General features: G+C 72.2%; 29 protein-coding genes. 1 reads left to right on the plus strand and 28 read right to left on the minus strand.

Annotated elements, in window-relative coordinates; genetic code table 11:
• Positions 1-13 precede the first annotated feature (13 nt).
• The 28 genes from BN3788_RS10130 to BN3788_RS10265 form a co-directional block, all read right to left on the minus strand.
• Positions 14-1153, minus strand: coding sequence for an EscU/YscU/HrcU family type III secretion system export apparatus switch protein (locus BN3788_RS10130; protein WP_066585291.1), 1140 nt, complete (start codon positions 1151-1153; stop codon positions 14-16).
• On the minus strand, positions 1150-1932 hold the full coding sequence (locus BN3788_RS10135; protein ID WP_234346596.1) for a flagellar biosynthetic protein FliR: 783 nt from the start codon (positions 1930-1932) through the stop codon (positions 1150-1152). Before BN3788_RS10135 ends, BN3788_RS10130 begins: the two co-directional genes overlap by 4 nt.
• A 5-nt stretch (positions 1933-1937) precedes the next feature.
• Positions 1938-2210, minus strand: coding sequence for a flagellar biosynthesis protein FliQ (gene fliQ, locus BN3788_RS10140; protein ID WP_066585296.1), 273 nt, complete (start codon positions 2208-2210; stop codon positions 1938-1940).
• Positions 2211-2212: 2 nt separating this feature from the next.
• On the minus strand, positions 2213-3073 hold the full coding sequence (gene fliP / locus BN3788_RS10145) for a flagellar type III secretion system pore protein FliP (protein WP_066585297.1): 861 nt from the start codon (positions 3071-3073) through the stop codon (positions 2213-2215).
• Positions 3070-3678 carry a flagellar biosynthetic protein FliO gene (locus tag BN3788_RS10150; protein ID WP_066585298.1) on the minus strand — a complete coding sequence of 203 codons (609 nt, stop codon included), beginning with the start codon at positions 3676-3678 and terminating at the stop codon, positions 3070-3072. Before BN3788_RS10150 ends, fliP begins: the two co-directional genes overlap by 4 nt.
• Positions 3678-4400, minus strand: coding sequence for a flagellar motor switch protein FliN (fliN, locus tag BN3788_RS10155; protein WP_066585299.1), 723 nt, complete (start codon positions 4398-4400; stop codon positions 3678-3680). Before fliN ends, BN3788_RS10150 begins: the two co-directional genes overlap by 1 nt.
• Positions 4400-5344 carry a flagellar motor switch protein FliM gene (locus BN3788_RS10160; RefSeq protein ID WP_066585300.1) on the minus strand — a complete coding sequence of 315 codons (945 nt, stop codon included), beginning with the start codon at positions 5342-5344 and terminating at the stop codon, positions 4400-4402. The genes fliN and BN3788_RS10160 overlap by 1 nt, the downstream gene beginning before the upstream one ends.
• 144 nt (positions 5345-5488) lie before the next feature.
• On the minus strand, positions 5489-6007 hold the full coding sequence (locus tag BN3788_RS10165) for a flagellar basal body-associated FliL family protein (RefSeq protein ID WP_066585305.1): 519 nt from the start codon (positions 6005-6007) through the stop codon (positions 5489-5491).
• A gap of 5 nt (positions 6008-6012) precedes the next feature.
• Entirely contained in the window at positions 6013-6912 is a 900-nt protein-coding gene (locus BN3788_RS10170) for a flagellar motor protein MotB (protein WP_066585310.1), read from the minus strand.
• On the minus strand, positions 6909-7676 hold the full coding sequence (locus BN3788_RS10175) for a motility protein A (protein ID WP_066585313.1): 768 nt from the start codon (positions 7674-7676) through the stop codon (positions 6909-6911). Before BN3788_RS10175 ends, BN3788_RS10170 begins: the two co-directional genes overlap by 4 nt.
• Positions 7676-7972 carry a flagellar FlbD family protein gene (locus BN3788_RS10180; RefSeq protein ID WP_066585316.1) on the minus strand — a complete coding sequence of 99 codons (297 nt, stop codon included), beginning with the start codon at positions 7970-7972 and terminating at the stop codon, positions 7676-7678. Before BN3788_RS10180 ends, BN3788_RS10175 begins: the two co-directional genes overlap by 1 nt.
• A 148-nt stretch (positions 7973-8120) precedes the next feature.
• A complete protein-coding gene (locus tag BN3788_RS10185) occupies positions 8121-9299 on the minus strand; it encodes a flagellar hook protein FlgE (protein ID WP_066585325.1) in 1179 nt (392 codons plus the stop codon).
• A 30-nt stretch (positions 9300-9329) separates the two neighbouring features.
• Entirely contained in the window at positions 9330-9788 is a 459-nt protein-coding gene (locus BN3788_RS10190; protein WP_066585326.1) for a flagellar hook assembly protein FlgD, read from the minus strand.
• A gap of 100 nt (positions 9789-9888) precedes the next feature.
• The gene (locus BN3788_RS10195) at positions 9889-10716 is read right to left on the minus strand and encodes a hypothetical protein (protein ID WP_066585331.1); all 828 of its coding nucleotides are present in this window, start codon (positions 10714-10716) and stop codon (positions 9889-9891) included.
• Positions 10713-11393 (minus strand): C40 family peptidase, encoded by a 681-nt coding sequence (locus BN3788_RS10200; protein ID WP_066585334.1) that lies wholly within the window; start codon positions 11391-11393, stop codon positions 10713-10715. Before BN3788_RS10200 ends, BN3788_RS10195 begins: the two co-directional genes overlap by 4 nt.
• Entirely contained in the window at positions 11390-11827 is a 438-nt protein-coding gene (gene fliJ / locus BN3788_RS10205) for a flagellar export protein FliJ (RefSeq protein WP_066585337.1), read from the minus strand. The genes BN3788_RS10200 and fliJ overlap by 4 nt, the downstream gene beginning before the upstream one ends.
• A complete protein-coding gene (locus BN3788_RS10210; RefSeq protein WP_066585339.1) occupies positions 11824-13188 on the minus strand; it encodes a FliI/YscN family ATPase in 1365 nt (454 codons plus the stop codon). Before BN3788_RS10210 ends, fliJ begins: the two co-directional genes overlap by 4 nt.
• Positions 13185-13829: a FliH/SctL family protein gene (locus tag BN3788_RS10215; protein ID WP_066585342.1), complete on the minus strand. Its 645-nt coding sequence runs from the start codon at positions 13827-13829 to the stop codon at positions 13185-13187. Before BN3788_RS10215 ends, BN3788_RS10210 begins: the two co-directional genes overlap by 4 nt.
• Positions 13819-14820, minus strand: coding sequence for a flagellar motor switch protein FliG (gene fliG, locus BN3788_RS10220; protein WP_066587022.1), 1002 nt, complete (start codon positions 14818-14820; stop codon positions 13819-13821). Before fliG ends, BN3788_RS10215 begins: the two co-directional genes overlap by 11 nt.
• Positions 14820-16418, minus strand: coding sequence for a flagellar basal-body MS-ring/collar protein FliF (gene fliF / locus BN3788_RS10225; protein WP_066585348.1), 1599 nt, complete (start codon positions 16416-16418; stop codon positions 14820-14822). The genes fliG and fliF overlap by 1 nt, the downstream gene beginning before the upstream one ends.
• Positions 16418-16729 (minus strand): flagellar hook-basal body complex protein FliE, encoded by a 312-nt coding sequence (locus BN3788_RS10230; protein WP_066585349.1) that lies wholly within the window; start codon positions 16727-16729, stop codon positions 16418-16420. The genes fliF and BN3788_RS10230 overlap by 1 nt, the downstream gene beginning before the upstream one ends.
• Positions 16729-17130, minus strand: a complete 402-nt coding sequence (gene flgC / locus BN3788_RS10235) for a flagellar basal body rod protein FlgC (RefSeq protein WP_066585351.1) — start codon at positions 17128-17130, stop codon at positions 16729-16731. The genes BN3788_RS10230 and flgC overlap by 1 nt, the downstream gene beginning before the upstream one ends.
• Positions 17130-17471 (minus strand): flagellar basal body rod protein FlgB, encoded by a 342-nt coding sequence (locus BN3788_RS10240; protein WP_066587023.1) that lies wholly within the window; start codon positions 17469-17471, stop codon positions 17130-17132. Before BN3788_RS10240 ends, flgC begins: the two co-directional genes overlap by 1 nt.
• A 214-nt stretch (positions 17472-17685) precedes the next feature.
• Positions 17686-18015, minus strand: coding sequence for a hypothetical protein (locus BN3788_RS10245; RefSeq protein ID WP_147525105.1), 330 nt, complete (start codon positions 18013-18015; stop codon positions 17686-17688).
• Positions 18005-18442 (minus strand): flagellar export chaperone FliS, encoded by a 438-nt coding sequence (locus BN3788_RS10250; RefSeq protein ID WP_066585356.1) that lies wholly within the window; start codon positions 18440-18442, stop codon positions 18005-18007. The genes BN3788_RS10245 and BN3788_RS10250 overlap by 11 nt, the downstream gene beginning before the upstream one ends.
• 43 nt (positions 18443-18485) lie before the next feature.
• Positions 18486-19844, minus strand: coding sequence for a flagellar filament capping protein FliD (gene fliD, locus BN3788_RS10255; RefSeq protein WP_066585359.1), 1359 nt, complete (start codon positions 19842-19844; stop codon positions 18486-18488).
• A gap of 123 nt (positions 19845-19967) precedes the next feature.
• Positions 19968-20789: a flagellin N-terminal helical domain-containing protein gene (locus tag BN3788_RS10260; RefSeq protein ID WP_066585366.1), complete on the minus strand. Its 822-nt coding sequence runs from the start codon at positions 20787-20789 to the stop codon at positions 19968-19970.
• Positions 20790-20896: 107 nt separating this feature from the next.
• Positions 20897-21787, minus strand: coding sequence for a sigma-70 family RNA polymerase sigma factor (locus tag BN3788_RS10265; protein WP_234346597.1), 891 nt, complete (start codon positions 21785-21787; stop codon positions 20897-20899).
• A gap of 383 nt (positions 21788-22170) precedes the next feature.
• Between BN3788_RS10265 and flgN the strand changes: the two genes are divergently transcribed.
• On the plus strand, positions 22171-22653 hold the full coding sequence (gene flgN, locus BN3788_RS10270) for a flagellar export chaperone FlgN (protein WP_066585372.1): 483 nt from the start codon (positions 22171-22173) through the stop codon (positions 22651-22653).
• Positions 22654-22659 lie beyond the last annotated feature (6 nt).

The raw sequence follows: 22659 nt of genomic DNA on the forward strand, positions 1-22659 counted from the left end.
GGGGACAAGGGGCTCATGCCGCGACCGCCCGTCGGCGGCGGCCACGGCGCTCCGGGGCGTCGGGCAGCTCGGGCGCGACGCCCGGCACCCGGTGCTTGCCTGTCGCGGCGCCACGGCGGCGCAGTGTCATGACGAAGGCCAGCACACGGGCGACGGCGGTGAACAGGTACTCGGGGACCTCCTCGCCCAGCTCGCAGGCGCCGTGCAGCGCGCGGGCCAGTGGGATGTCCTCGACCATGGGGACGTGCTGGGCAACGGCCTCCTCGCGGATGCGTGTGGCCACGGCGCCGGCGCCCTTGGCCACCACGCGCGGCGCCCCCGAGCCCGGCTTGTAGACGAGCGCGACGGCCACGTGCGTGGGGTTGACCAGGACGACGTCCGCATCGGCCACCGCGGCCATCATGCGGTTGCGGCTCATGGCCATCTGCTTGGACCGGATCGCGCCCTTGAGCATCGGGTCGCCCTCGGTGCGCTTGTGCTCGTCCTTGACCTCGCGCATGGTCATGCGGGTCTTCTTCCGGTTGCGGCGCATGACCACCGCGACGTCGGCCACGGCGAGCAGCACGCCCGCGACGATCCCCAGCCGCAGCAGCATCGTGGCGCCGGAGGACGCCGCGCCGATGAGCTGCGCGAGGGTCAGGCGGCCCGAGCCCATCAGCAGCGGCACCAGCGACTGGACGCCCAGGTACAGCGCCCCGGCCACGACACCCGTCTTGAGCAGCGTCTTGGCCCCCTGCCACCAGGTCTGGCCGCTGAACAGGCGCTTGATCCCGGCGAACACGTTGAGCTGCTTGACGTTGAGCTTGAGCTTCTTGAAGTGCACGCCGCCCTGGGCCGCGGCCACCGCCACGGTGACCAGCACGACCACGGCGAACATGGGCGCGAGGGTGGGCAGCAGCGAGCCGAAGCCCTGGTCGAGCACCGCCGTCACCGCGCCCTCGCGCGGATTCGAGGCGATGTCGCGGACGGCGGCGAGCTGCGACTTCGCGGCCTCGCCAGCAGCGCCGATCACCGTCGGCAGCATGATCGCCGCCGCGCCGAGGCCGATCCAGGCGGAGAGGTCCTGCGAGCGCGCGAGCTCGCCCTTGCGGCGGACCTCCTTCATCCGCTGCGGGGTGGCCTTCTCGCTGCGCTCCTGGCCGTCGTTGCTCATCGGACCACCCCCAGCAGAGCCTCGACAGCGGTGCCCAGCAGGCCGTCGATCACGCCGGGCATCGCGAGGTACGCGAACGTGGCGAAGGTGAGGGTCATCAAGATCTTCAGCGGGAAGCCCAGCGCGAACGCGTTCATCGCCGGGGAGACCCGGGTGAGCAGGCCGAGCCCGACGTCGGTGAGGAACAGGACCACGATGAGCGGGCCGGCGATCTGCAGGGCCGCCACGAACATCTGCCCGGTGCCGTCCACCAGCGTGCTGCCCAGCCGGCTGAGGTCCAGGGCCGCGCCGATCGGCAGCGCGTCGAAGGTGCGCGCCAGGCCCGCGATCAGCATCTGGTGGCCGTCCGAGGCGAACAGGAGCACCACGGCGGTGAACTGGTACAGCCGGGCGAACTGCGCGCCGCTGGTCATGCTCATCGGGTCGAAGGCAGCGGCCATCTGGAAGCCGCCGAACAGGTCGATGAACGTGCCGGCGCCCTGCACCGCGGCGAACACGAGCGCCACCAGGAAGCCCAAGGCGCCGCCGATCAGCACCTGCATGAACAGGGCCCCCACGAAGCCCGCAGTGCTCAGCCCCGTGCCCAGCGTCCCGTCCGCCGGCTCCAGCCGCGGGCTCATCGCGAGCGCCAGGCCCACCGCCAGCATCGCCTTGACCCGGCCCGGCACGGAGCTGTTCGCGAACGGCGGCGCGATGACCAGGAACGCGGCGACGCGCACGCCGGCCAGCATCACCAGCTCCACCATCGCCAGCGGCAACGTGACGGTCAGTGGGCCCACCGCGCTCAGCCGCCCAACAGCTGGGGGATGCGGCTGAACAGCTCATGCGTGAACGTGACGAGCTCGGAGATCATCCAGTGCCCCGAGACCAGTAGCGCCACAGCGGCGGCCACGGCCTTCGGCACGAAGCTGAGCGTGACCTCCTGGATCTGGGTCACCGACTGCAGCAGGGACACCACGAAGCCGACCACCAGCGCCGTGACCAGCACGGGCGCGGCCAGCTTCGCCGCGAGGATCAGGGCGTCCAGGCCGATGTCCAGGACGGCATTGGTGTCCACCGTCAACCACCGCCCGCATAGGAGCCGATCAGCGCGGTGAGGATCAGGCCCCACCCGTCGACGAGCACGAAGAGCAGCAGCTTGAAGGGCAGCGACACCATGATCGGCGGCAGCATCATCATGCCCATCGACATCAGCGACGCGGAGACCACCAGGTCGATCACCAGGAACGGCACGAAGATGACGAAGCCGATGATGAACGCGGCCCGCAGCTCGGAGAGCATGAACGCCGGGATCAGGGTGAGCATCGACACCGAGGCCGGGTCCTCGGGGTTGGGCTGGTCCGCGGCGCGGGTGACCAGCGCCAGGTCCGCCTCGCGGGTGTGCGCCAGCATGAACTCGCGCAGCGGGTCCGATCCCACGTCCACGGCCTGGGAGAACGTCAACTCCCCCGCCAGGTAGGGCTGCACGCCCACGTCGTTGACGTCGCCGATCACCGGCGCCATCACGAACAGGCTGAGGAACAGCGCCAGGCCCGCGAGCACCTGGTTGGGCGGCACACCCTGCAGGCCGAGGGCGTTGCGGGTCAGGGAAAGCACCACCAGGATCTTGGTGAAGCTGGTCATCATCAGCAGCAGCGACGGCGCCACGGACAGCAGCGTGATCGCGAGCAGCACCACGATGGAGCTGCTCGGGGTGCCGTTGACCCCGTTGACCGACACCGAGACGGTGTCCCCCGCGCCCGGATCGCCGGGCGCCGCGGGCGCCGTCGGGTCCAGGGGGTCCAGCGGGGCGGCGTGCGCGGAGCCGCCACCCACGACCAGCAGCACGACGACGAGCCCGGCGAGCAGCGCGGCGAGCGCGAGCACGCGCCCCAGGCCGCGCCGCGCGGGCGCCGTCGTCACCGTGGCCGTCGACGTCATCGGCGCACCGTGCGGTCTTGGAGCACGTTGACGGCACGGCGCCACGTCGCCGGCGAGAGGATCGACCCGTCGAGGGGGCCCTTCGCGACCAGATCGACCGCCGCCTGCTCGCCGACGGCGCGATCACCCGCGCCGGCACGGTCCGCCGAGGGCGCCGGCCTGCCCGCGTCGACCCGCGCCTGTGCGAGGACCGCGTCGATGTCCAGGTCGGGTCGCGGCGAGGAGGGCGAGGGCGGCGAGGGCACAGCGGCCAGCACCGGCGCCTGGCCCGCCCGGCGCGCGCCGAGCGGCCCCGACGCGGTGTCGGCCACGGCATGGCCGTGCGCGCTCACCAGATGCGGCGCGGTGTCCGCCACCGGCGCCAGCTCGGTGAGCATCGTGACCTGCTGCTCGCCGTACCCGAGCAACAGCCGGCGGTTGCCCACGGCGAGCACGGCCACGCCCGAGTGCCGCCCGAAGACCTGGCGCGAGACGACCTGCATCTCCGGCGCGGTCAGCTTGCGCCGCCCCTGCGCGCCGCCGAGCTTGCGGCTGGCGAGCCAGATCAGCCCCACCACGCAGGCCAAGGCCAGGACGACGCGCAGCACCAGGACGGGCCCGTCCATCAGGCGAGGCCGTCCGAGCCCGCGACGATCTGCGTGATGCGGATGCCGTACTCCTCATCCACCACGACGACCTCGCCCCGCGCGATCAGGCGCCCGTTGACCATGACGTCCGCCGGGCTGCCGGCGGTGCGGTCCAGCTCGAGCACGGCGCCGGGGGTCAGCTCGAGCACCTGGCGCACCGGAAGCCGGGTGCGGCCCAGCTCGGCGGTGAGGGTCATCTCCACGTCGTAGAGCACGTGCAGGCCCGCGCGCTGCGTCGGGACGCCCGCCTCACGTGCGGGGACCGGCTCGGCGCGCACCCGCAGCGCGAACCAGGCGTGCGTGACGCCCTCATGTGTGAGGGCGAACAGATGCGCGTCGGAGGCCACGGCCTGGCTCGCGGGCGCCGTGGTCGCAGCGTCCAGCACCCCCGCGCCCAGCTCGGCGCAGGCCGCCTCGAGCGCCGGGCGCAGCGCGTCGGCCAGGGCGACCGGCGCCCCGGCGTCCGCGGCGGCGAGCAGCGCCTCCCGAACGGCGTCCTCGGCGATGATCACCAGGTCGGCGCTCACCGACCCGACGAAGGACGCCACCACTGCGACGTCGTCCGGGCCGGGCCGCGCCCCGGCGGGCGCTGGTGTCGCGGTGAGCGGCGCCGTCGACGGCAGCAGTCGGGCCACCGCCGCCGCCGCGTCGAGCGCGGCGGCCGTGAGCGAGCCGGCGGTGAGCGGGAGGGCGGGGTTCATCAGAGGTTCTCCTCGACGTCGACAACCATGCAGGCGAGCCGGGAACCGTTGTTCCCGGCGGCGGCTCGGGCGAGCACAACCCCGTCGACGACCACGTCCAGCGGCCGTGACGAGGGGTGGTTCAAGGGCAGGACGTCGCCCACCGCCAGGCTCATGACCTGCGGGGGGCGCACCGACATCGGCGTGAAGCGCACCGCCACGTCCACGGGCACGTGCTGGACGGCCAGCTCGAGGTCCTCCACGGCGATCGCCTGCGCGCGCCTGTCGTCCGCGGAGCGCGAGTCCGCGCCCTCCCCGCTCAGCAGCGCCGCCAGCAGCAGGTCCGCGGGGAACATCAACGTCGCGTGGTCCTCGCGTTGGCCGGAGCGCAACGTGAACGAGGCCTGGAGCACCGGGTCGGTGGCGCCGACGGCCTGCACGAACTGGGGGTTGTACTGCACCGACCGCACGGTGACGTGCAGCGGCAGCAGGCCGGCGAACGCGTAGCCGAGGTCGCCGAGCGCGAGCTGCAGCAGCTCGCGCACCAGCACCATCTCGATCTCGGTGAGCTCGCGCCCCTCCCGCTCGTCGCCCTTGCCGGCGCCGCCCAGCAGGTAGTCGATCCACACCATGAAGGCGCCCACGGGGATCTGCACCACTGCCGTCTGGCGGGACTGCTCGACACCGCACAGCACCATCGCGGTGGTGGACGGGAGGGCCCGCACGTACTCGTCGTAGGAGCACAGCGTCAGCTCGTCGAAGGTGACCTGGGCGCTCACGCGCAGCCGGGCGCTGAGCTGGTTGCCCCACTGGCGGGCGAACGTCTCGAACGCCATCTCCAGGACGCGGCCGTGCTCACGCGCCATGGTCATGGGCCGCCGGAAGTCGTAGGGCTCCGGCTCCTGCAGTCGAGCGCGCCGCGTCGCGGTGCGAGCGGGAGCGTGCACGGTCTCGTCAACGGTCACGCACGACTCATCGGCGGACGGCGCGCATTCATGAGCAAGCGACGCGCGCGGATTCTCCGGCCTGGCCCGTCATGGGCCGTCTGATGGGCGGAGCGGTATGGCGCCCTCCATGGCGCCCCGACTTCACCGGCTGTCTGCCGGGTCCTACTGGGTGACGTAGTTCGTCAGGTAGACGTCCATCACCTCGCCCTCGTAGACCTCGGCGAGCTGCTCCGCGAGCTCCGCCTTGAGGGCGTCCCGGGTGGCCGGGTCGGAGACCTCCTCCATGGTGCGGCCGGAGAACAGGGCGATCGCCACGTCCACCGCCTTCGATGGGTCGGGCGCCTCGGTCACGTCGGTGGTGAGCTGCAGGCCCAGCCCCAGGCGCAGGTAGTGGCCCCCGGCCAGGTTGAGGCTCACCGGCTCCACCGCCAGCACCTCGCCCGGCACGGGCGCGGGCGGCGCGGACGGCGACGCGGACGCGCCCTTGTCGAACACCCCGCCCAGGTACGCGCCGGCTGCGCCGAGAACCAGCAACAGCACCACGGCGCCGATGACCAGCAGCTTGCGCCTGCCGCCGCCCTTCTTCGCGACCGGCTCGTCGGCGGCCTTCAGTGCGGCGCCAGGCTGGGCGTTCTTCGCCCCGATCTTGCCGCCGGAGATGACTCGTTGCTCGATGGGCATGGGATCTACCCCTCCGTCCCGGTCAGGGTGGGCACCAGCGCGCGCACGGCCTCCGGCGCGCTGCTGAGGATGACGAGGTCGACCCGGCGGTTCGCGACGATGGCGTCCTCGCCGACGCCGTCGATGAGTGGGCGGGCGTCGCCGAAGCCGACGGCCATGATCCGCTGGGCCTGCACGCCGTCCACCTCGACGAGGTGCCGCAGCACCTGCGTGGCCCGGTCGGACGACAGCTCCCAGTTGGTCGGGTACCGCCCCGACACCGGGATGTTGTTGGCATGCCCCTCCACCGAGATCAACTCGGCGAGGCCCACGAGAGTCGGCCCGGACACGTCGAGCACCTGCCGCGCGGTGGGCGTCAGCTCGGCGCTCGCCGCCGCGAAGAACACGTCGTCGGCCACCAGGCCCAGCACGAGCCCGCGCTCGTTGATGCGGAACCGCACCGCGTCGCTCAGCCCGTTCGCCTCCAGCAACGCCGTGAGCTGGGCCCGCACCCCCTCGAGGTGCGCGGCCTCACGGCGCGCCGCCTCCAGCACCGCGGGATCGACCGTCTCCCCCGGGACGGAGGACGGGTTGGAGCCCTGCGTGCCGAGGCCCGCGTCCGCGTCCACCATCCCGCCGGTGCTCGACGCCGGAGCGGTCTCCGGCACGATGCTGGCCCCGTCGAGCGTGCCCGTGCTGCCGTCCAGCACTGAGGGAGCGGCGTTCGTGTTGAAGCCGGCGGAGAGCGAGTCGCGCAACGCGACGTACTTCTGCTGGTCGACCTGGCTGATCGCGAACAGCACGATGAACAGCGCCATCAGCACCGTGATCATGTCCGAGTAGCTGACCAGCCAGCGCTCGTGGTTGACGTGCTCCTCGTCGTGCTGCACGCGACGACGGCCGCCGCGTCCGCGCCCGGAGCTCACGCCGCTGCCTTCGCGGCGGACGCCGCCGGGACCAGGCTGCGCAGGCGCTCGCCCACCAGGCGCGGGTTCGCTCCGGCCTGCACCGCGAGCAGCCCTTCGAGGGTGACCTCCATCTGCAGGCACTCCAGGTCGGAGATGCGCCGGATGCGCACGCCGATCGGCAGCCACACCGCGTTCGCGGAGAGGATGCCCCAGAGCGTCGCCACGAAGGCCGCCGCGATCGAGTGTCCCAGCGAGGCCGGGTCGGCCAGGTTCTCGAGCACGTGCACCAGCGAGATGACCGTGCCGATGATGCCGATGGTGGGCGCGTAGCCGCCCATGTCCTGGAAGTACTTGGAGTGCACGCGGTCCTGGGTGCGCTTCGTGGCGATCCGGTCCTCGAGGATGATGCGCAGGTCCTCCGGGTCGGTGCCGTCGATCGCGGCCTGCAGCCCGGAGCGCAGGTACTCGTCGTCGATGTCCTTCGCGGCGTCCTCCAGGGCCAGCAGGCCCTCGCGGCGCGCCCGGTCGGCGAGGTCCACGACGGTGTCGACCATCGCGCCCGGGTCCGGCGCCTTGCTGAGGAACGCGCGCGGCACTGCCGCGTACGACGCGATGACGTCCTTGACGGTGTGGCCGGCGATGCCGACGCCGATGGTGCCGAGCCACACCAGCATCAGCGGGGCGGGCAGGAAGATGGACATCGGGTCCGCGCCCTCGATGAGGAGCGCGCCGAAGATGGCGCCGAAGGCGACGACGATCCCGATGAAGCCGGCGGGGTCCATCAGCGACTCCTGGGTCGAAGGGGCACCGGCCGCGCGAGGGGCGCGTCGTCCTGGGACTCGTCATCCCGGACCAGCTCGACCGTCGGCTTGGGCGCGGTCTGGATCTCTTGCGCGCGTGCCAGCAACTGGGCGCGGTGCTCGTGGACCAAGGCGATGACCTCCGTCATCGACTCCTCCACGATGTACTTGGACCCGTCGATGAGCGTGAGGATGGTGTCGGGCGCGCTGTCGATGCGTTGGAGCAGGTCGGGGTTCACCCCGAACTGGTGCCCGTTGAGGCGCGTCACGACGATCACAGCGGTTCCGTCCCTGGTCCTGGCCGACGAGCCCATCCGTGGGCCCCGTGCTGTTCTGATCGGCCGCTGGGCGGCCGGTATGAGGCTTCCCGCGGATGACCGGGCCGACGTGGATGTCACACGGCCCGGTCCTCCGACGGGTGGCGCGTCAGCGCTTGAGGTTGACGAGCTCCTGCAGCACCTCGTCCGACGTGGTGATGACCCGCGAGTTCGCCTGGAAGCCACGCTGGGCGATGATCAGCGAGGTGAACTCGCTGGACAGGTCCACGTTGGACATCTCGAGGGAGCCGCCCGCGAGGCCGCCCCGCCCGCCGGTGCCGGCGGTGCCGATCTGCGCGTCGCCGGAGTTGACGCCCGTGCGGAACAGCGAGCCTCCGGCCTTCTCCAACCCGCCCGGGTTGGTGAAGTTGCCCAGCGCGATGCGCCCGATGGCCTGCTTGAGCCCGTTGCTGAACGAGCCCGTGATGGTGCCGTCGGCGCCCAGCGCGAACGACAGCAGGGTGCCGGCCGCCTGGCCGTCCTGCGTGCCGGCCTTGAGCGTCTCGATGCCCGCGAAGCCGGTGATGGTGGACAGGTCCACAGCCACCCCGCCGAGGTTGAACGTGGTGGGCGTGGTGAGCGAGCCGTCCGCCGCGAACGTCAGGGCGCCCGGCGTGGCGGTGGCCGCGCCGTCGGTGGCGTCCAGCGACCAGCCGGCCGCCGACTTCGTGAACGTGAGCTGGATCTCGCGCTCGACGCCTGTGGAGTCGTAGGCCGAGATGCTGCGGTTCAGCACCGTCCCGTCCGCCGCGTCGGCGGGCAGGTTGCCCACGAAGCCCGCCTTGGAGGTCTGCACGGCGGCCATCACCGTGCCGGCGGGGACCTTGAGGTCCACCAGCGGGCTGTTGGTGTCGATGACGCCGTTCACGGCGGCCCAGCCCTGCACGATGGCGCCCTCGCCCGGCAGCACCATCTGCCCCGTGGGGTCGAAGTCGAAGCTGCCGGCCCGGGTGTAGAAGGTCTCGGCGCCCTTGCGGACCACGAAGAAGCCGTCACCCTGGATCATCATGTCGGTGCTGCGCCCGGTGGACTGCGAGGCGCCCTGCGTGAAGTTCGTGGTGATGCCCGCGACGCGCACGCCCAGGCCCACCTGCGCGGGGTTCGTGCCACCGGCGCCATCCTGCGCGGCGCCGCCGTTCTGGAGCACCTGGCTGAGCGTGTCCTGGAACTGGACCTGCGAGGACTTGAAGCCCGTGGTGTTGACGTTGGCGATGTTGTTGCCGGTCACGTCGAGCATGGTCTGGTGACTGCGCAGACCGCTGATGCCGGAGAAGAGCGAGCGGAGCATGGGAGTTCCCTTCGGTGGAGGAGGCCTGCGTCAGGCGCTGGGCGCGGGGGTCGTGGGGGGCGCGGGTGTGGCGCCGGGTGTCGTGACGGTGGCCACGGCGTCGAGCGTGACCTCCTTGTCGCCGACCATCACCGTCGGCACTGCCGTCTTGTAGGACACGGACGACACGATCCCGGTCTGGGTCTCGCCCTCCGCGTCGGTGTAGGTGACCTGCTGGCCGACGAGGCTGGCCGCGGCCATCCGCATCTGCAGCGCGAAGCCCTCACGCGACGTGGAGGTCAGCTCGGTGAGCTGCTCCATCGTGGCGAGCTGCGTGGTCTGCGCCATCAGGTCGTTGGTGTCCATCGGCGAGCTCGGGTCCTGGTTGGCGAGCTGCGCGACGAGCAGGTTGAGGAACGCCTGCGAGTCGAGGGTGTTCTTGGCCGTCGAGGCGGTCTGGCCGGTCGCCGAGGCGGGAGCCGAGTAGATGGCTGACGTGTCGATGCTCATGGGGCGCTCCTGTTCAGGCGATGACGTCGATGCCGCCGGGCCGGGTGGCCGACGGGGTGCGGGGCCCGTCTCTTATACACCTCTGACGCTGCCGACGATCTTACGCGTGTAGCTTCCGGCGGGCCCCTCCGCGCTCGCACAACACCCCGGCCGTCGCGGCCTCGACGGGCTGGCCCGCGCCGGAGACAGGCTGAGCCGTGAGATCGGGCGACGTCGTGGCGGTCCGGGCCACAGCCGGGGCGACGGGGCCCAGCGGAGCGGGTGACGCGGCTGCGGGCGAGGGCGGCCCAGCGGGCTGGGCCGACGCGGCGGCCTGGGCATTGCCGTCACCCGACAGGCTCGCGACAGCCGGCGCTGTGGGCAGCGCCGGCGCCGGCCCGGCACGCGCCTGACCGGCGGCTGCCTCATCGGCGGGCGCGGCAGTCGTGAGGACGGGCTGCGGCGCGCTGGTCGCGGACGGATCCGCCGCCGCCAGCGCGGCGTCGACGGCTGCGGCCAGGCCCGGCCCCGCCTCGCCTGCGATGAGCGCGAGGGGCGCCGGCGGTGTGACGGCCAGGCCAGCGGGCAGTGGGACGGCGTCGAGGGCCACAGCAGCGGAAGCCGTGCCGTCGGTGACGGAATCCCCCGCGCCGACCACTGGAGCCTTGTCCTGCACCGGCGCCTTCTCTTGAGCCGGGCCCTTGTCCTGCACCCGAGCCCTGTCCTGCGCGCGGGCACTGTCCTGCGCCCGAGCCCTGTCCTGCACCCGAGCCCTGTCCTGCGCACGGGCCTTGTCCTGCGCGCGGGTCTGTGCCTGGCGATCGCGTCCCACCTGGTCGCGCAGCACCGCGTCGAAGTCCCGCTGGGAGGTGGACGTCGACGGGCTCGACGCTGGGCGCACGGACGGCCCGGGGGCCGGCACGCCGCTCGACTGCACCGGGGTGGTCATGAGGTCACCGCCGTCCCCGCCAGCAGGTTCAACACAGTGCGCTGCGCGGTGGCCGTGGTGAGCGCCGCCGACAGCGCGGCGCTCGGATCGGCCGCGGCCGCAGCCTCCTGCGGCAGCACCCGGCGGATCGCCGTGGGCGTCGCGAAGACGTCGCGGATCTGCACGTAGGAGCCCGCCTTGGGGGCGTCGATCATCTGGCCGTCTCCCATGTAGATGCCGATGTGCGTGCCGCCACCGAAGACCAGCAGGTCTCCCGGCAGGGCTTGGTCGAGCGAGCTGACCGGCGTGCCGATCGTCATCTGCTGCCGTGCGGTGCGGGGGACGCCGTCGCCGACACCCAGGTCGGTCATCGCGCGCAGGACCAGGCCCGAGCAGTCCAGGCCGCCCTCGTCGAGCGTCTCCCCACCCCAGACGTACGGGACGCCCAGGTACTTCTTCGCGGCCTCGACGAGGCCCTGGCCCGTGGCCGTCCCCGACGTGGAGGTGGCGGTGGAGCCCGTGAGGGCGGCGTACTGGGTCGGGTCGACGCCGAGCGCCGCGAGCGCCGCGGCGAAAGTGGCGTCGGCGCCGGACGCCGCGGACGCCGTCGATGACGCAGCCGTCGACGTGGTGGCCTGCGGCTCCACGAGCTGCCGGAGCTCGGCGATGCGCGCCTGCACGGCGGCGATCCCGCTCATCGGACCCCTCCTTCCGGATGTGCTGCCGGACGCCGGCCGGCGACCTCGTCGATCACTGCCTGCTCGGCCCGCGCGTCCTCGTCGCGGACCTCGACGTCGTGGCGCTCCTCGAGCTTCTCGAGGGTGCGAGTGGCCGTCCGCGCCTGCGACCAGGCCTGCTGCGCGTCGTCCACGACCTCCTGGGCCTGCACCACGTGGGTTCCGTGCTCGAGCAGCAGGCTGCTCAACGCGGTGCGGCTCGCGACGGCGGCACGCCAGTGCATCTCATCGGCACGGGCGGGCAGGGACGCGTTCCCGAGCATCACCTCGGTGTCGAGCCTGCGGCGCTCGGCCTCGTCGCGGCGGCGGGTGGCGGCCGCGAGCTCCACGGCGGCGGTGTCCTCGGCGATGCCGCGCAGCCGCAGCAGGCTGGCCAGCCGGAAGGGGCGGCTCATCGGAGCACCCCCATCGCGGCGACGAGCTCGGCCAGCCGGCGCCAGGAGTCCTCCGAGCCGGCGGACTCCTCGAGCGGCTGCTGCAGGAACGCGTCGATGGCGCGGCTGTGCGTCACGGCGGCGTCCACCAGCACGTTGGAGCCCGCGACGTAGGCGCCCACGTCGAGCAGGTCCTGCGCCTGGCGCCGCGCGGCCATGACGGTGCGCAGGCGCACGGCCAGGTCGCGCTGCTCGCGGGAGATGACCCGGGTCGCGACCCGGGAGATGGAGGCGAGCGCGTCGACGCTCGGGAAGTGCCCGGCCACGGCGAGCTTGCGGTCCAGCACCACATGCCCATCGAGGATCGAGCGGGCCGCGTCGGCGATGGGCTCGTTGTGGTCGTCGCCGTCGACCAGCACGGTGTAGATCCCGGTGATCGACCCGGCGGATGACGTCCCCGCGCGCTCGAGGAGCTGGGCGAGCAGGGCGAACGTGCTCGGCGGGGAGCCGCGGGTGGCCGGGGGCTCCCCCACGGACAGCCCGATCTCACGCTGCGCCATCGCCACGCGGGTCAGGGAGTCCATCATCAGCACCACGTCGGAGCCGTCGTCGCGGAAGTGCTCCGCGATGCGGGTGGCGACGAACGCCGAGCGCAGGCGCACCAACGGCGGCGCGTCGGACGTCGCGACCACCACGACGGAACGGGCCAGGCCCTCGGGGCCCAGGTCGTCCTCCAGGAACTCGCGGACCTCGCGCCCGCGCTCGCCGACCAGGGCGATCACGGAGACCTCGGCGTCGGTGCCGCGCGCCACCATGGACAGCAGGCTCGACTTGCCGACGCCGGAGCCGGCGAACAGGCCCATGCGCTGCCCGCGCCCCACCGTCACCAGTGTGTCGAGCACCCGCACGCCCAGCTCGAGCGGCTCGGCCACACCGGAGCGCTCGAGCGGATGCGGCGCGACGCCCGCCACGGGCACATACGCGTCGGCCCGCAGCGGGCCCTTGCCGTCGATCGGGCGGCCCAGGCCGTCCACCACGCGCCCCAGCAGGCCACGGCCCACGGGCGCCATGAGCGAGGTTCCCAGCGCCCGCACCGGCATCCCGGCGCGCAGGCCGTGCGTCGGGCCCAGCGGCATGCAGCGCGCCGCGCCGCGCTCGGCCGCGACGACCTCCGCGGGCACGGCGTCCGGGCCGCTGCCGATCTCCACGAGGTCGCCCACCGCGGAGGCCGTCCCGGCGACCTCCACCGTCAGGCCCACGACGCCGCGCACCGCGCCGACCAGCTCGGGGCGGGCGACCCGCAGGGCACGCGCCCAGCCCGCCGATCCCGCGTCGGAGAAGACCGCGGGTGCGGCGGCGATGTCGAGGGTGGGGGCGCTCATGGGCCGGCCTGCTCGGGTAGGTCGAGCACCGCGCGGACCCGGTCCAGCGCAGTGGTCAGGCGGGCGTCGAGGTACCCGTCGGCGTGCTCGCTCACGGCGTCGCCCACGGCGAGTGCCGCGTCGGCAACCAGCGTGAGCCCCGACACGTCGGCCGGCGCCACGGCAGCCTCGAGCGCCGCGAGATCGCGCGGGTGCAGGCGCACGGTCTGGCCGCCGACCTGCTGCGGCTGCGACCGGACCCGGGCCAGCGCGGCCCGCGCGGAGTGCTCGCCGTCCCGCAGCTCGTGGCCGAGGATCGCCTGCGCGAGCTCGAGGGCCGCGGCGTGCAGGCGCTGCTCCAGCTCGGCGAGCACAGGCGCCGTGCGCGCCGCGGCTGCTGCTGCCGCCCGCTGCAGCACGGCTAGGGCTGCGGCGTGCTGGGCGGCCTGCGCCGCGACGGCCTGCTCGCGTTCGCGGGCAGCCCGCGCCGACTCCACCGCCGCAGCCTCGGCTGCCTCCCGGCGACCCGCCGCGAACCCCACGGCGTGCCCCGCCCCGCGCGCCCGGTCGAGCTCGGCCGTGAGCGCCGCGTCACGCGACTCGTCGCGCCGCTGGCCCACGAAGGCCGTCTCGAACGGGCTGGTGCGCAGGTCAGGAGACATATTCGTCCTCGCCGTCGCGGCGGATGACAATCTGGCCGCCCTCCTCCAGGCGTCGGATCACCTGCACGATGCTCGCGCGGGCGTCCTCCACCTGGGAGAGCCGCACCGGTCCGAGCAAATCGACCTCCTCGGTGAGGTTCTCCCGCGCGCGCTCCGACAGGTTCCGCAGGATCTTCTCCCGCACCTCGGTGGCCACGCCCTTGAGCGCCACCGACAGCTCGGCCATCTCCACCTGGCGCAGCACGAGCTGCATCGCCCGGTCCTCGAGCAGCACGATGTCGCCGAAGACGAACATGCGGCTGCGGACCTCCTCGGCGAGGGCCTCGTCGCGCGCCTGCAGCCCCTCGAGGATGAGCTTCTCGGTGGTCGGGTCCGCGCGGTTGATGATCTCCACCAGCGGCTGCACGCCGCCCACCGCGGACAGCTCCTGCGGGGTCAACACCGTCGACGCGTTGCGGCGCAAGTTGTCGGCCACCACTGCCACCACATCCGGCGACGCGCGCTCCATCAGGGCGATGCGGTGCGCCACCTCGGCCTGCAGCTCCCCGTCGAGGCCGGCGAGGATCGCCGACGCGTGATCTGGGCGCAGGTGGGCCAGCACCAGCGCGATGGTCTGCGGGTGCTCGCCGCTGATCAGCGACAGCACCTGGCGGGCGTCGGCGTGCTGCAGGAAGTCGAACCGCTGCCCCGCCATCGACGACTGGAGCCGGTCGATCATCCCAGCGGCCTGGTCACGGCCGATCGACGCCTCCAGCAGGTGCTGGGCGTAGCCGAGCCCACCGCCGACGCCGGGGCCGGTCAGCGAGATCGCGTAGAACTCGTCGAGCACCTCGTCAGCGACAGCCTGGTCGACGTGCTCCAGGCGCAGGATCTCCGCGGTGAGCTCCTCGATCTCGGCGACGTCGAGCTGCGCCATCACGCGCGCCGCCCGGTCGCGACCGAGCTGGAGCAGCATCATCGCCGCCTTCTGGGTGCCCGTCAGCGTGGCCATCAACGCCCGCCCGAGCCCGAGCCGGAGGTGCTGAGCCAACCGCGCAGGAGGTCCGCGACCTCGGCGGGCTGCTCGTCGGCGAGCGCGCCGATCTCCGCGCGCCGCAGCGCCGAGCTGTCCTGCACCACGGGCGCCGCCACGAGGGCCATGGCGTCCAGGTCCGGGCCGCCCCCCTCGAGCTCGAGGGTCTCGCCGCCCATCAGCGGCAGCTCCCCGATGTCCAAGGACTCGCGACGGTTGCGCCGCGACCTGCGGACCGCCGCGATGGCCAGCGCCAGCAGGATCACCAGCACGACGCCGGCGATCGCGAGCTGGCGGATGAGCGAGGCCGTCGCGGCCTTGGCGGCCTGCTCGTCGGCGGCGCTGAGCGCGGCCTGCGCGGCCTCGGCCGTCGAGGTGTCGAATGCCATGCGCTGCACCGCGACCGTGTCGCCACGCGCGGTGTCGATGCCGGCGGCGGCGGTGACCATCGCGGTGAGCTCGGCCATGTCGATCTTCGCGGCGGCGGCGGCGTCCACGGCGACGGCCAGCGACTGCCGCTTCACGCTGCCGGGGGCCGTCACAACCTGCTCGGTGACCTTGTTGACCGCGTTGTTGAGGTTCTCGGTGGTGGACGAGTACGCGCCGGAGTCGTCGTCGCCCGAGGGCACCGCGATGTTGTCCGGCCCGAGCACGCCCGTGGCAGTGCCGCCGCCCTTGCCCGTGTACTCCTCCGTGGTGGTCGCCGAGATCAGCGGCGGCACGTCGGGCGTGGCGGAGAACTGCTCGCTGACCCGCTCGGTCTGGTCGTAGTCGAGCTCGGCGGTGAGCGTCACCGCCGACTTGCCGACCCCGACCACCCGGTCGAGCAGCGCCTGCACGGCGAGCTGCACTCGGGACTCATACTCGGCGGTCTGCTGGCCGGACATCCCGACTCCGCTCTCGGCGCCCACGGTGGACAGCACCGCGCCGCTGGAGTCGACCACCGCGACGTCGGCGGGCTTCATGCCCTCGATGCCCGCGGAGACCAGGTGCACGATCGCCTGCACCTGCTCGGCGCCCAGCGACGTGCCGGTCTTGGTGCGCACGAACACCGACGCCGTCGGGTCGGCGGTCTGCGAGACGAAGACGCTGTCCTCCGGGATGGCCAGCTTGACGGTCGCGGCCTCCACACCGGACAGGGCGCCGATCGTCTTGGCCAGCTCGCCCTCGAGCGCGCGCTGGTAGGTGACCTCCTGCTGGAACTCGGAGGCCGTCATGCCCATGTCGTCCAGCAGCGAGTACCCGCCGCCGTCGGCGTTCGCGGGCAGGCCCGCCGCGGCCAGCTTGAGCCGCATCGAGTAGAGCTGGTCGGCCGGCACCATCACTGTGGAGCCGCCGTCGGCGAGCTCGTAGGAGACCCCGGCCGCGCTCAGCTCGTCGACCACGGCGCTCGCGTCCGTCGCGGACAGGCTGGTGAACAGCGGGCTCAGGGTCGGCTTGGTCATCCAGCTCGTCAGCGCCACGGCGCCCAGCACCAGCATGGCCAGGCCGATGATGGCCAGGGTGCGCTGCGCCAGGGTGAACTGCTTCACGGTGCCGCCCATGCGCTCCAGCACCGCGGAGATCTGCGCGGGCATCAGGCCTGCATCCGCATGATCTCGGTGAACGCGTCCACTGCCTTGTTGCGCAGCGCGGCGGTCAGCTCGAGGGTGAGGCTCGCCTCGGCGGCGGCCACGGTGTAGTCGTGCACGTCGTCGAGGTCACCGGTGACGGCCCGCACCGCGAGTTCGTTGCTCGTGGCCTGCAGGCCCTGCAGCGAGTCGATCGACCCGAGCACGGAGGCGAAGGCGCTGCCGTCGGATGCCGGGGCCGCCTCCGTCCCGGTGAGCGCCGACAGGTACGCGGTGGGCGCGACTGTCGTCACGCCGCCGATCGCGGGGATGCTCATCAGTTGCGTCCGATCTGGAGTGCTGCCTCGTACGTGGCCTTCGCGCGGTCCACCACGGCGGCATTCGCCTGGTAGCCGCGCTGCGCCATGATCAGCTGGCTCATCTGGCTGGCCATGTCGACATCCGGGTAGCGCACGTAACCCGCCTCGTCGGCCAGGGGGTTCTCCGGCTCGTAGACCATCCGCCCCTCCGCGTCGCCCAGGGCGATGCCGGAGACCTGGACCCCGCCGCCGTCCTGGGTGGCGATCTCCTGGGCGATCACATACTTGGCCTGGTACGCGTCCTCGGTGGTGGACGTCGCGGTGGACATGTTCGCCAGGTTGTCGCTGACCGCGTCGAGCCACTTGCGGTAGACCGTCAGGCCCGTGCTGGCGATGCCGATAGCGCCGAACGTGGTCATCAGCTCGTCCTCATCGCGGTGCGGATTCCGGAGTACGTGCCGCTGACGGCCTGCGTGGCGAGCTGGTAACGGAGGTTCGTGTCGACGTTGAGCAGCGTCTCGGCGTCGAGGTTCACGTTGTTGCCGTCTTCGCGCGTGGGCTCGAGCGACCGCGCCGTGGTGGCCTCGGCGGCGCCTGTGCCCTTGCCGACCGCACGCGTCAGGGCGTCCTCGAAGGAGACGCGCTGGGCCTGGTAGCCAGGGGTCTGGATGTTCGCGACGTTCTCGGCGATGGCGCGCTGTCGCAGCGCCAGCCCGTCGAGGGCGCTGTTGAGCGCCACGTAGCTAACCGATCCGAACATGGACATGCGAGACCACCTCACCGACGTGGTACTTCGGGTCGGCCGATCCGTGGCCTGTTGCGCGAGCAATCCCTGCTCGGGTTCCTCATCGGAGGCGGTCGCGGAGACGTGAGGTGTTCCACCCATCGAGGTCGACCTTCACCCAGACGGCGGAATGGGTTCACACCTGTGTGCCCCGCGGTGTCCGGGTCATCCGGCTGGAGCCGACGGCTCCTCAGCCCTCGACGTCGAGGTACACGGGAGCCCGCGAGCCGGTGGTGCGCAGCACGTCGACCACGTCGAGGTGGCGCCGGCTCGTCGCGGACGCCTCGGCCACTTGCCGAATCACGTCGGCCTGCGCGTCGAGGAGCTGCCGCGCGCGAGGCGCCAGGGCCTCGGGCAGCGGGCCCAGGTCGGCCTCGGGGCGCCAGGGGGACGGCGCGTCCCCGGCGAGGCCGTCGCCGGCTAGCGCCTGCGCCTGCTCGACGTGGGCCTCGAGCGCGTCGAGTGCGGCCGCCCAGCCGCTCGCGGCAGTGTCAGCCTCGGCCAGCATGTCAGCCGACACCGAGCTCGCCCACCTGCACCTCGGAGGCCATCGCCATCCGCGGCGCCGGGACCGCGGTCCGCGCGACGACGTCGGCGGCGCCGTGCCACGCCTCGCGCAGCGGCCCGATGATGTCGCGGCATCCGGCGGTCCGGTCCGGGTCGGCCGTCATCGAGGACTCGATGAGCTCGGCCAGCAGGTAGGTGTAGATCGACATCAGGCCCGGGCCGCCGTCCCAGGCGTCCACGTCCAGGCTGGCGATGAGCTCCGCGAGGATCTCCTGCGCGTGCGTGAGCTGGGCGGTGCCCTCGATCCGGTCGCCCGCGCGCTGCGCGGCCTCGGCCCGCTCGACGTCGAGCAGCATCCGGTCGTACAGCATCGTCAGCAGGCGCTCGGACCCGACGGTCGCGACGGTGTCTGCGAGGTAGCGCGATCGGACGTCATACATGCCGGTCTCCTTCGGGCATCGGCGAGGACAGGTGTGCTGTTCCTCAGGAGCTGGTCGAGAGCGACGCGAGCTGGCTGGTCAGCCAGCTCGACTGGGACTGGAGGTTCGAGAGCGTGACCTCGAGCGCCGCGTAGGTCTTCTGCAGGCCCTCGCGGCGAGACGCGAGTCGGAGGTCCCACGACGCGATCTGCTCGCCGAGGTTCTTGACCATCCCCTCCTGGCTCTGGATCTTCAGCGTCATCGTGCCCTCGTACTTGTCCGAGGCCCCGGTCGCCACCTCCCCGACGCGGGTCGCCAGACCCGAGATGATCTTCTCGACCTTGGCGGGATCGGCGGCGAGGGCCGCGGCGAACTTCTCCTGGTCGAAGTCGAAGTGGCCGGTCTTCGCATTGATGCTGATGCCCACCTCGGAGGGCGACAGCCCTTCCACCGGGAGCCCCATGGCGGATTGCAGCTGCTGCTGGAGGCCGCGCACGGCGCTGTCGCCGCTGAACAGGCCACCCGTGATGACCGTGCGGCCGTCGTCGGAGGTGGTGGTCGTCGAGGCCGTGCGGCTGGAGATCTCGGACAGCACCACCCCGAGGGCGCCCATCAGGTCGGTGGCGAGCTTCGTGATCGCCGTGTCGTCGCGGGCCACTGTGAGGGAGACCGGCGCGGTCTCGACCTGGGTGACCGTGACGTCGACCCCGGACATCAACCCGGAGAACGTGTTGCTGGAGGAGGTGACGGGCTGCTCGAAGGCCGTCCCCGCCCAGAGGGTGAGTTGAGCGTCCTGGGCGCTGCGGACATTGTTCAGCGTCAGGGCCTGCGTGCCCGTGCCGTCCGCGCCCGTCGCCACCGACAGCGAGAAGCCCTTGCCGGCGCCGGTCTCGACGCCGGTGAGCTGGAGTCGGTAGTCGGGCGCCGCGGACGTGCCGACGTTGACCGCGGCGGCCTTGACTCCCGTCCCCGTGGCGTTGAACGCCGCCACGATGTCGGTGATGTCTGCGCTCGCGGCGGTGACCACTGTGTCGACGCCGCCCTGCGAGATGGTGAACTTCGGGGCCGGCGCGTCGTACCCGGCGGGAAGCGTCACCAGCGAGGACTGGGACTGCGCGACCTGCGAGACGGTGAAACTGAGGGTGGACGGCTGAGCGCCCGCCGCGGCGGTAGCCGTCACGGACGGGTGCGAGGACGTGGCCGTCGCCGCCGCCCACGACGCGGGCTTGGACGCGGTCGTCGCCGAGTCGGCGAGCGAGGAGAGCCTCGCGTTGAGGGCCTGCAGGCCCGTCACGAGGCTGCTGGCGCTCGTCTGCTTCGCTGCGAGGAGTCGCTGCGGGCCCGCCTCGGCGAACATGAGCTGGTTGATCAGGTCCGTCGTCTGCAGGCCGCTGATCAGCCCGTCGATCCCGAGCGTCGCCATCTGGCGTCCTCCTCCGTCATGCGTGCCGCGTGGTCCGAATGTGCGACCGGCGGCGGGCGGACGGTTGTCCACCCACCGCCGGTCGTGTGGTGCTGCGTCCTCACCGCGAGGGTGAGGTCAAGATCACCGCAGGAGCGAGAGCACGCCCTGGGGGATCTGGTTGGCCTGCGCGAGCATCGCCGTGCCGGCCTGCGACAGGATCTGCGCGCGGGTGAAGGACACCATCTCCGACGCCATGTCGGTGTCGCGGATGCGGCTCTCCGACGCGGACAGGTTCTCCACCGCGACGTTGATGTTCTTGATGGTGTGCTCGAACCGGTTCTGCACCGAGCCGAGGCTGGCGCGAGCAGTCGAGACGCTGCCGATCGCGGTGTCGATCGCGGCGACCGACAGCAGGGCGTTCGCCGCGGTGTCGAACGTGAGCGCCTTGGTGGTGGCGCCCAGGGTCGAGATGTCGGCGAGGGCGACCGTGATCTGGTTGGTGACGGCGTCAGAGCCGGCGCCGACCTGGAACGTCATGTTGCCGCCCTGGAGCAGGTTGGCGCCGTTGAAGTTCGTGGAGGCGGCGATGCGGGTCAGCTCGTCGGAGAGGCTGTCCGACTCGGCCTTGATGTTCTCGCGGGCCTTCGTGTTGTTCGAGTCGTTACCGGCCTGGACGGCCAGGTCGCGCTGACGCTGGAGGATCGCGTGGACCTCGGTCATGGCGCCTTCAGCGGTCTGCACGACCGAGATGCCGTCCTGGGCGTTGCGGGCGGCGACCTTGAGGCCACCGACCTGCGAGCGCAGGCCCTCGGAGATCGCGAGGCCGGCAGCGTCGTCCGCCGCGCGGTTGATGCGGAAGCCCGAGGAGAGCTTCTCGAGGGACTTGCTCAGGTCGTTCTGCGTGTTGGACAGGTTGCGGTACGAGTTGACGGCCGCGATGTTCTGGTTGATCGAGAGACCCATGATGAACGTCCTCCTTGTGGGGTCAGATGCTGCCCATCCGTGGGCACATCCCCCTCATCGGGCTTCTCGCCCTCCATCTGAGGAGTTCGTGCGATCTATTTCTCGTGTCAGGCGCTGGTGAGACGTGTGGGCGCGCCGACGGAGCGCCCATCGTCCGCGCCGCGCCAGGGCGTGGGCACGGCGCCGGCCTCGGTCATGGCCGCACGGTTCGCGGAGGTGGCCGCGCGTGCCGCCACTGCCGCGAAGTACGTCTGGCGGCGGCGCTCGGCGACGCCCTGGGGGCGCTCGGCGGTGGTGACGAGGTCGGGGTCGAGGCTCGCGTTGAGCCCGTCCCGCAGCAGGCTCAGCGCCTCGGTGCGGAGTTGGCTGATGCGTGACTGGGTGACGCCCATCTCGGCGGCGAGCTCGGCGACTGGGCGGTCCTGGAAGAACAGCTCCTCGACGACCTGGCGCAGCCTGTCGGGCAGGGTGTCGACGCCGGCGCGCAGGTAGCGCATGCGCTCGCCGATCAGCAGCGTGTCCTCCGGGCCCGGGCTGTCGTCGCTGAGCAGGTCGGCGACGGGGTGCACTGTGGCGTCGATGCTGAGCACGCGGCGCTCGGCGTCCTGCCGCGCCTGGTCGACAGCGGTGACGTCGGTGCCGAGCGCGTTCGCGAGCTCCTCGCGCGAGGGCGCGCGGCCGAGCGCGCCGGTCAGGCGGTCGCTGGTGGCGGCGAGCTCGCGGGCACGGTGCCGGGCTCCGCGGGTGGCCCAGTCCATGGAGCGCAGCTCGTCGAGCAGCGCGCCGCGGATGCGCAGGGCGGCGTACCGCGCGAAGGGGACCCCCGTCGAGGGGTCGTAGGCGCGGGCCGCCAGCACCAGGGCGAGGCTCCCGGCGGACGCGAGCTCGTCCCGGGTCACGGTCGGGGGCACCCGCATCATGACCTCGCTGACGTGGTACCCGACCAAGGCCAGGTTCTGGACCACGAGGTCGTCGGTGGGGTGTCCGGAGGCTGTCACCCGGGTTGTTTCGACCCTCGCCGAGAGACGCTTGAGGGATTTCGCGCAACTGTCGTGGGGCGCCCTGGAGGCTGCGGGGGCCAAAGCGGACGATGTGGACGGTCGAATCACCCACAGGTGGCGCATCCGGAAATCCCTTCCCACTGAATGTGACAAAGGTCACAGCGGGTGGATTTGTGAGTGGCATGCCCCGGCAGGAGCCTGGACATCCGTCCAGGCCAGGGCATCGAAGCCGGGACGGCAACCGCCCGGATCGACCGGATCACCCTTTCGAGTGCAGATCCCCCCGCCCGAAAAGGTCATGACCGGCGCGACGCATCCGATCAGGAAGCCAGAACCCCGGCGCGCACCGCGCCGAACGACGAGCGAGAGGCGGTGGCCAGGTGGTCCTCAGCCGGCTGTCCGACGTGCTGTGGCAAGAGCGGCATCTGCTCGAGCTGCTGCTGTTCAAGCTGGAGGAGGAGCAGCTGATCCTCACCAGCGGGCGGACCCGCTGGCTCGGCCACGCCACCCGCGAGGTCGAGGCCGTCCTCGAGCAGATCCGCGACGCCGAGCTGGGCCGTTCCATGGAGGCCGAGGCCGCCGCGCAGATGCTCGGGGTGGACGCCGACACGAGCCTGCTCACCCTGTCGCAGCACGCGCCCAGCCCGTGGGACGAGCTGCTGCGGGCACACCGTGACGCCTTCGTCGCGCTCACCTCGGAGATCTCCCAGCTCGCCAACGGCAACCGCGAGCTGCTCGCCATGTCCCACCGCGCTACCCAGGAGACCTTGATGTCCCTGCAGGAGACGGTGCAGACCTACGCGCCCCACGGCTTGACGGCCGACACCGACCGCAGCGCCCAGCTGCTCGACCAGTCCTTCTGAGAGGCC

Source organism: Cellulomonas timonensis (genome assembly GCF_900046455.1).
Lineage (GTDB): Bacteria > Actinomycetota > Actinomycetes > Actinomycetales > Cellulomonadaceae > Cellulomonas_A > Cellulomonas_A timonensis.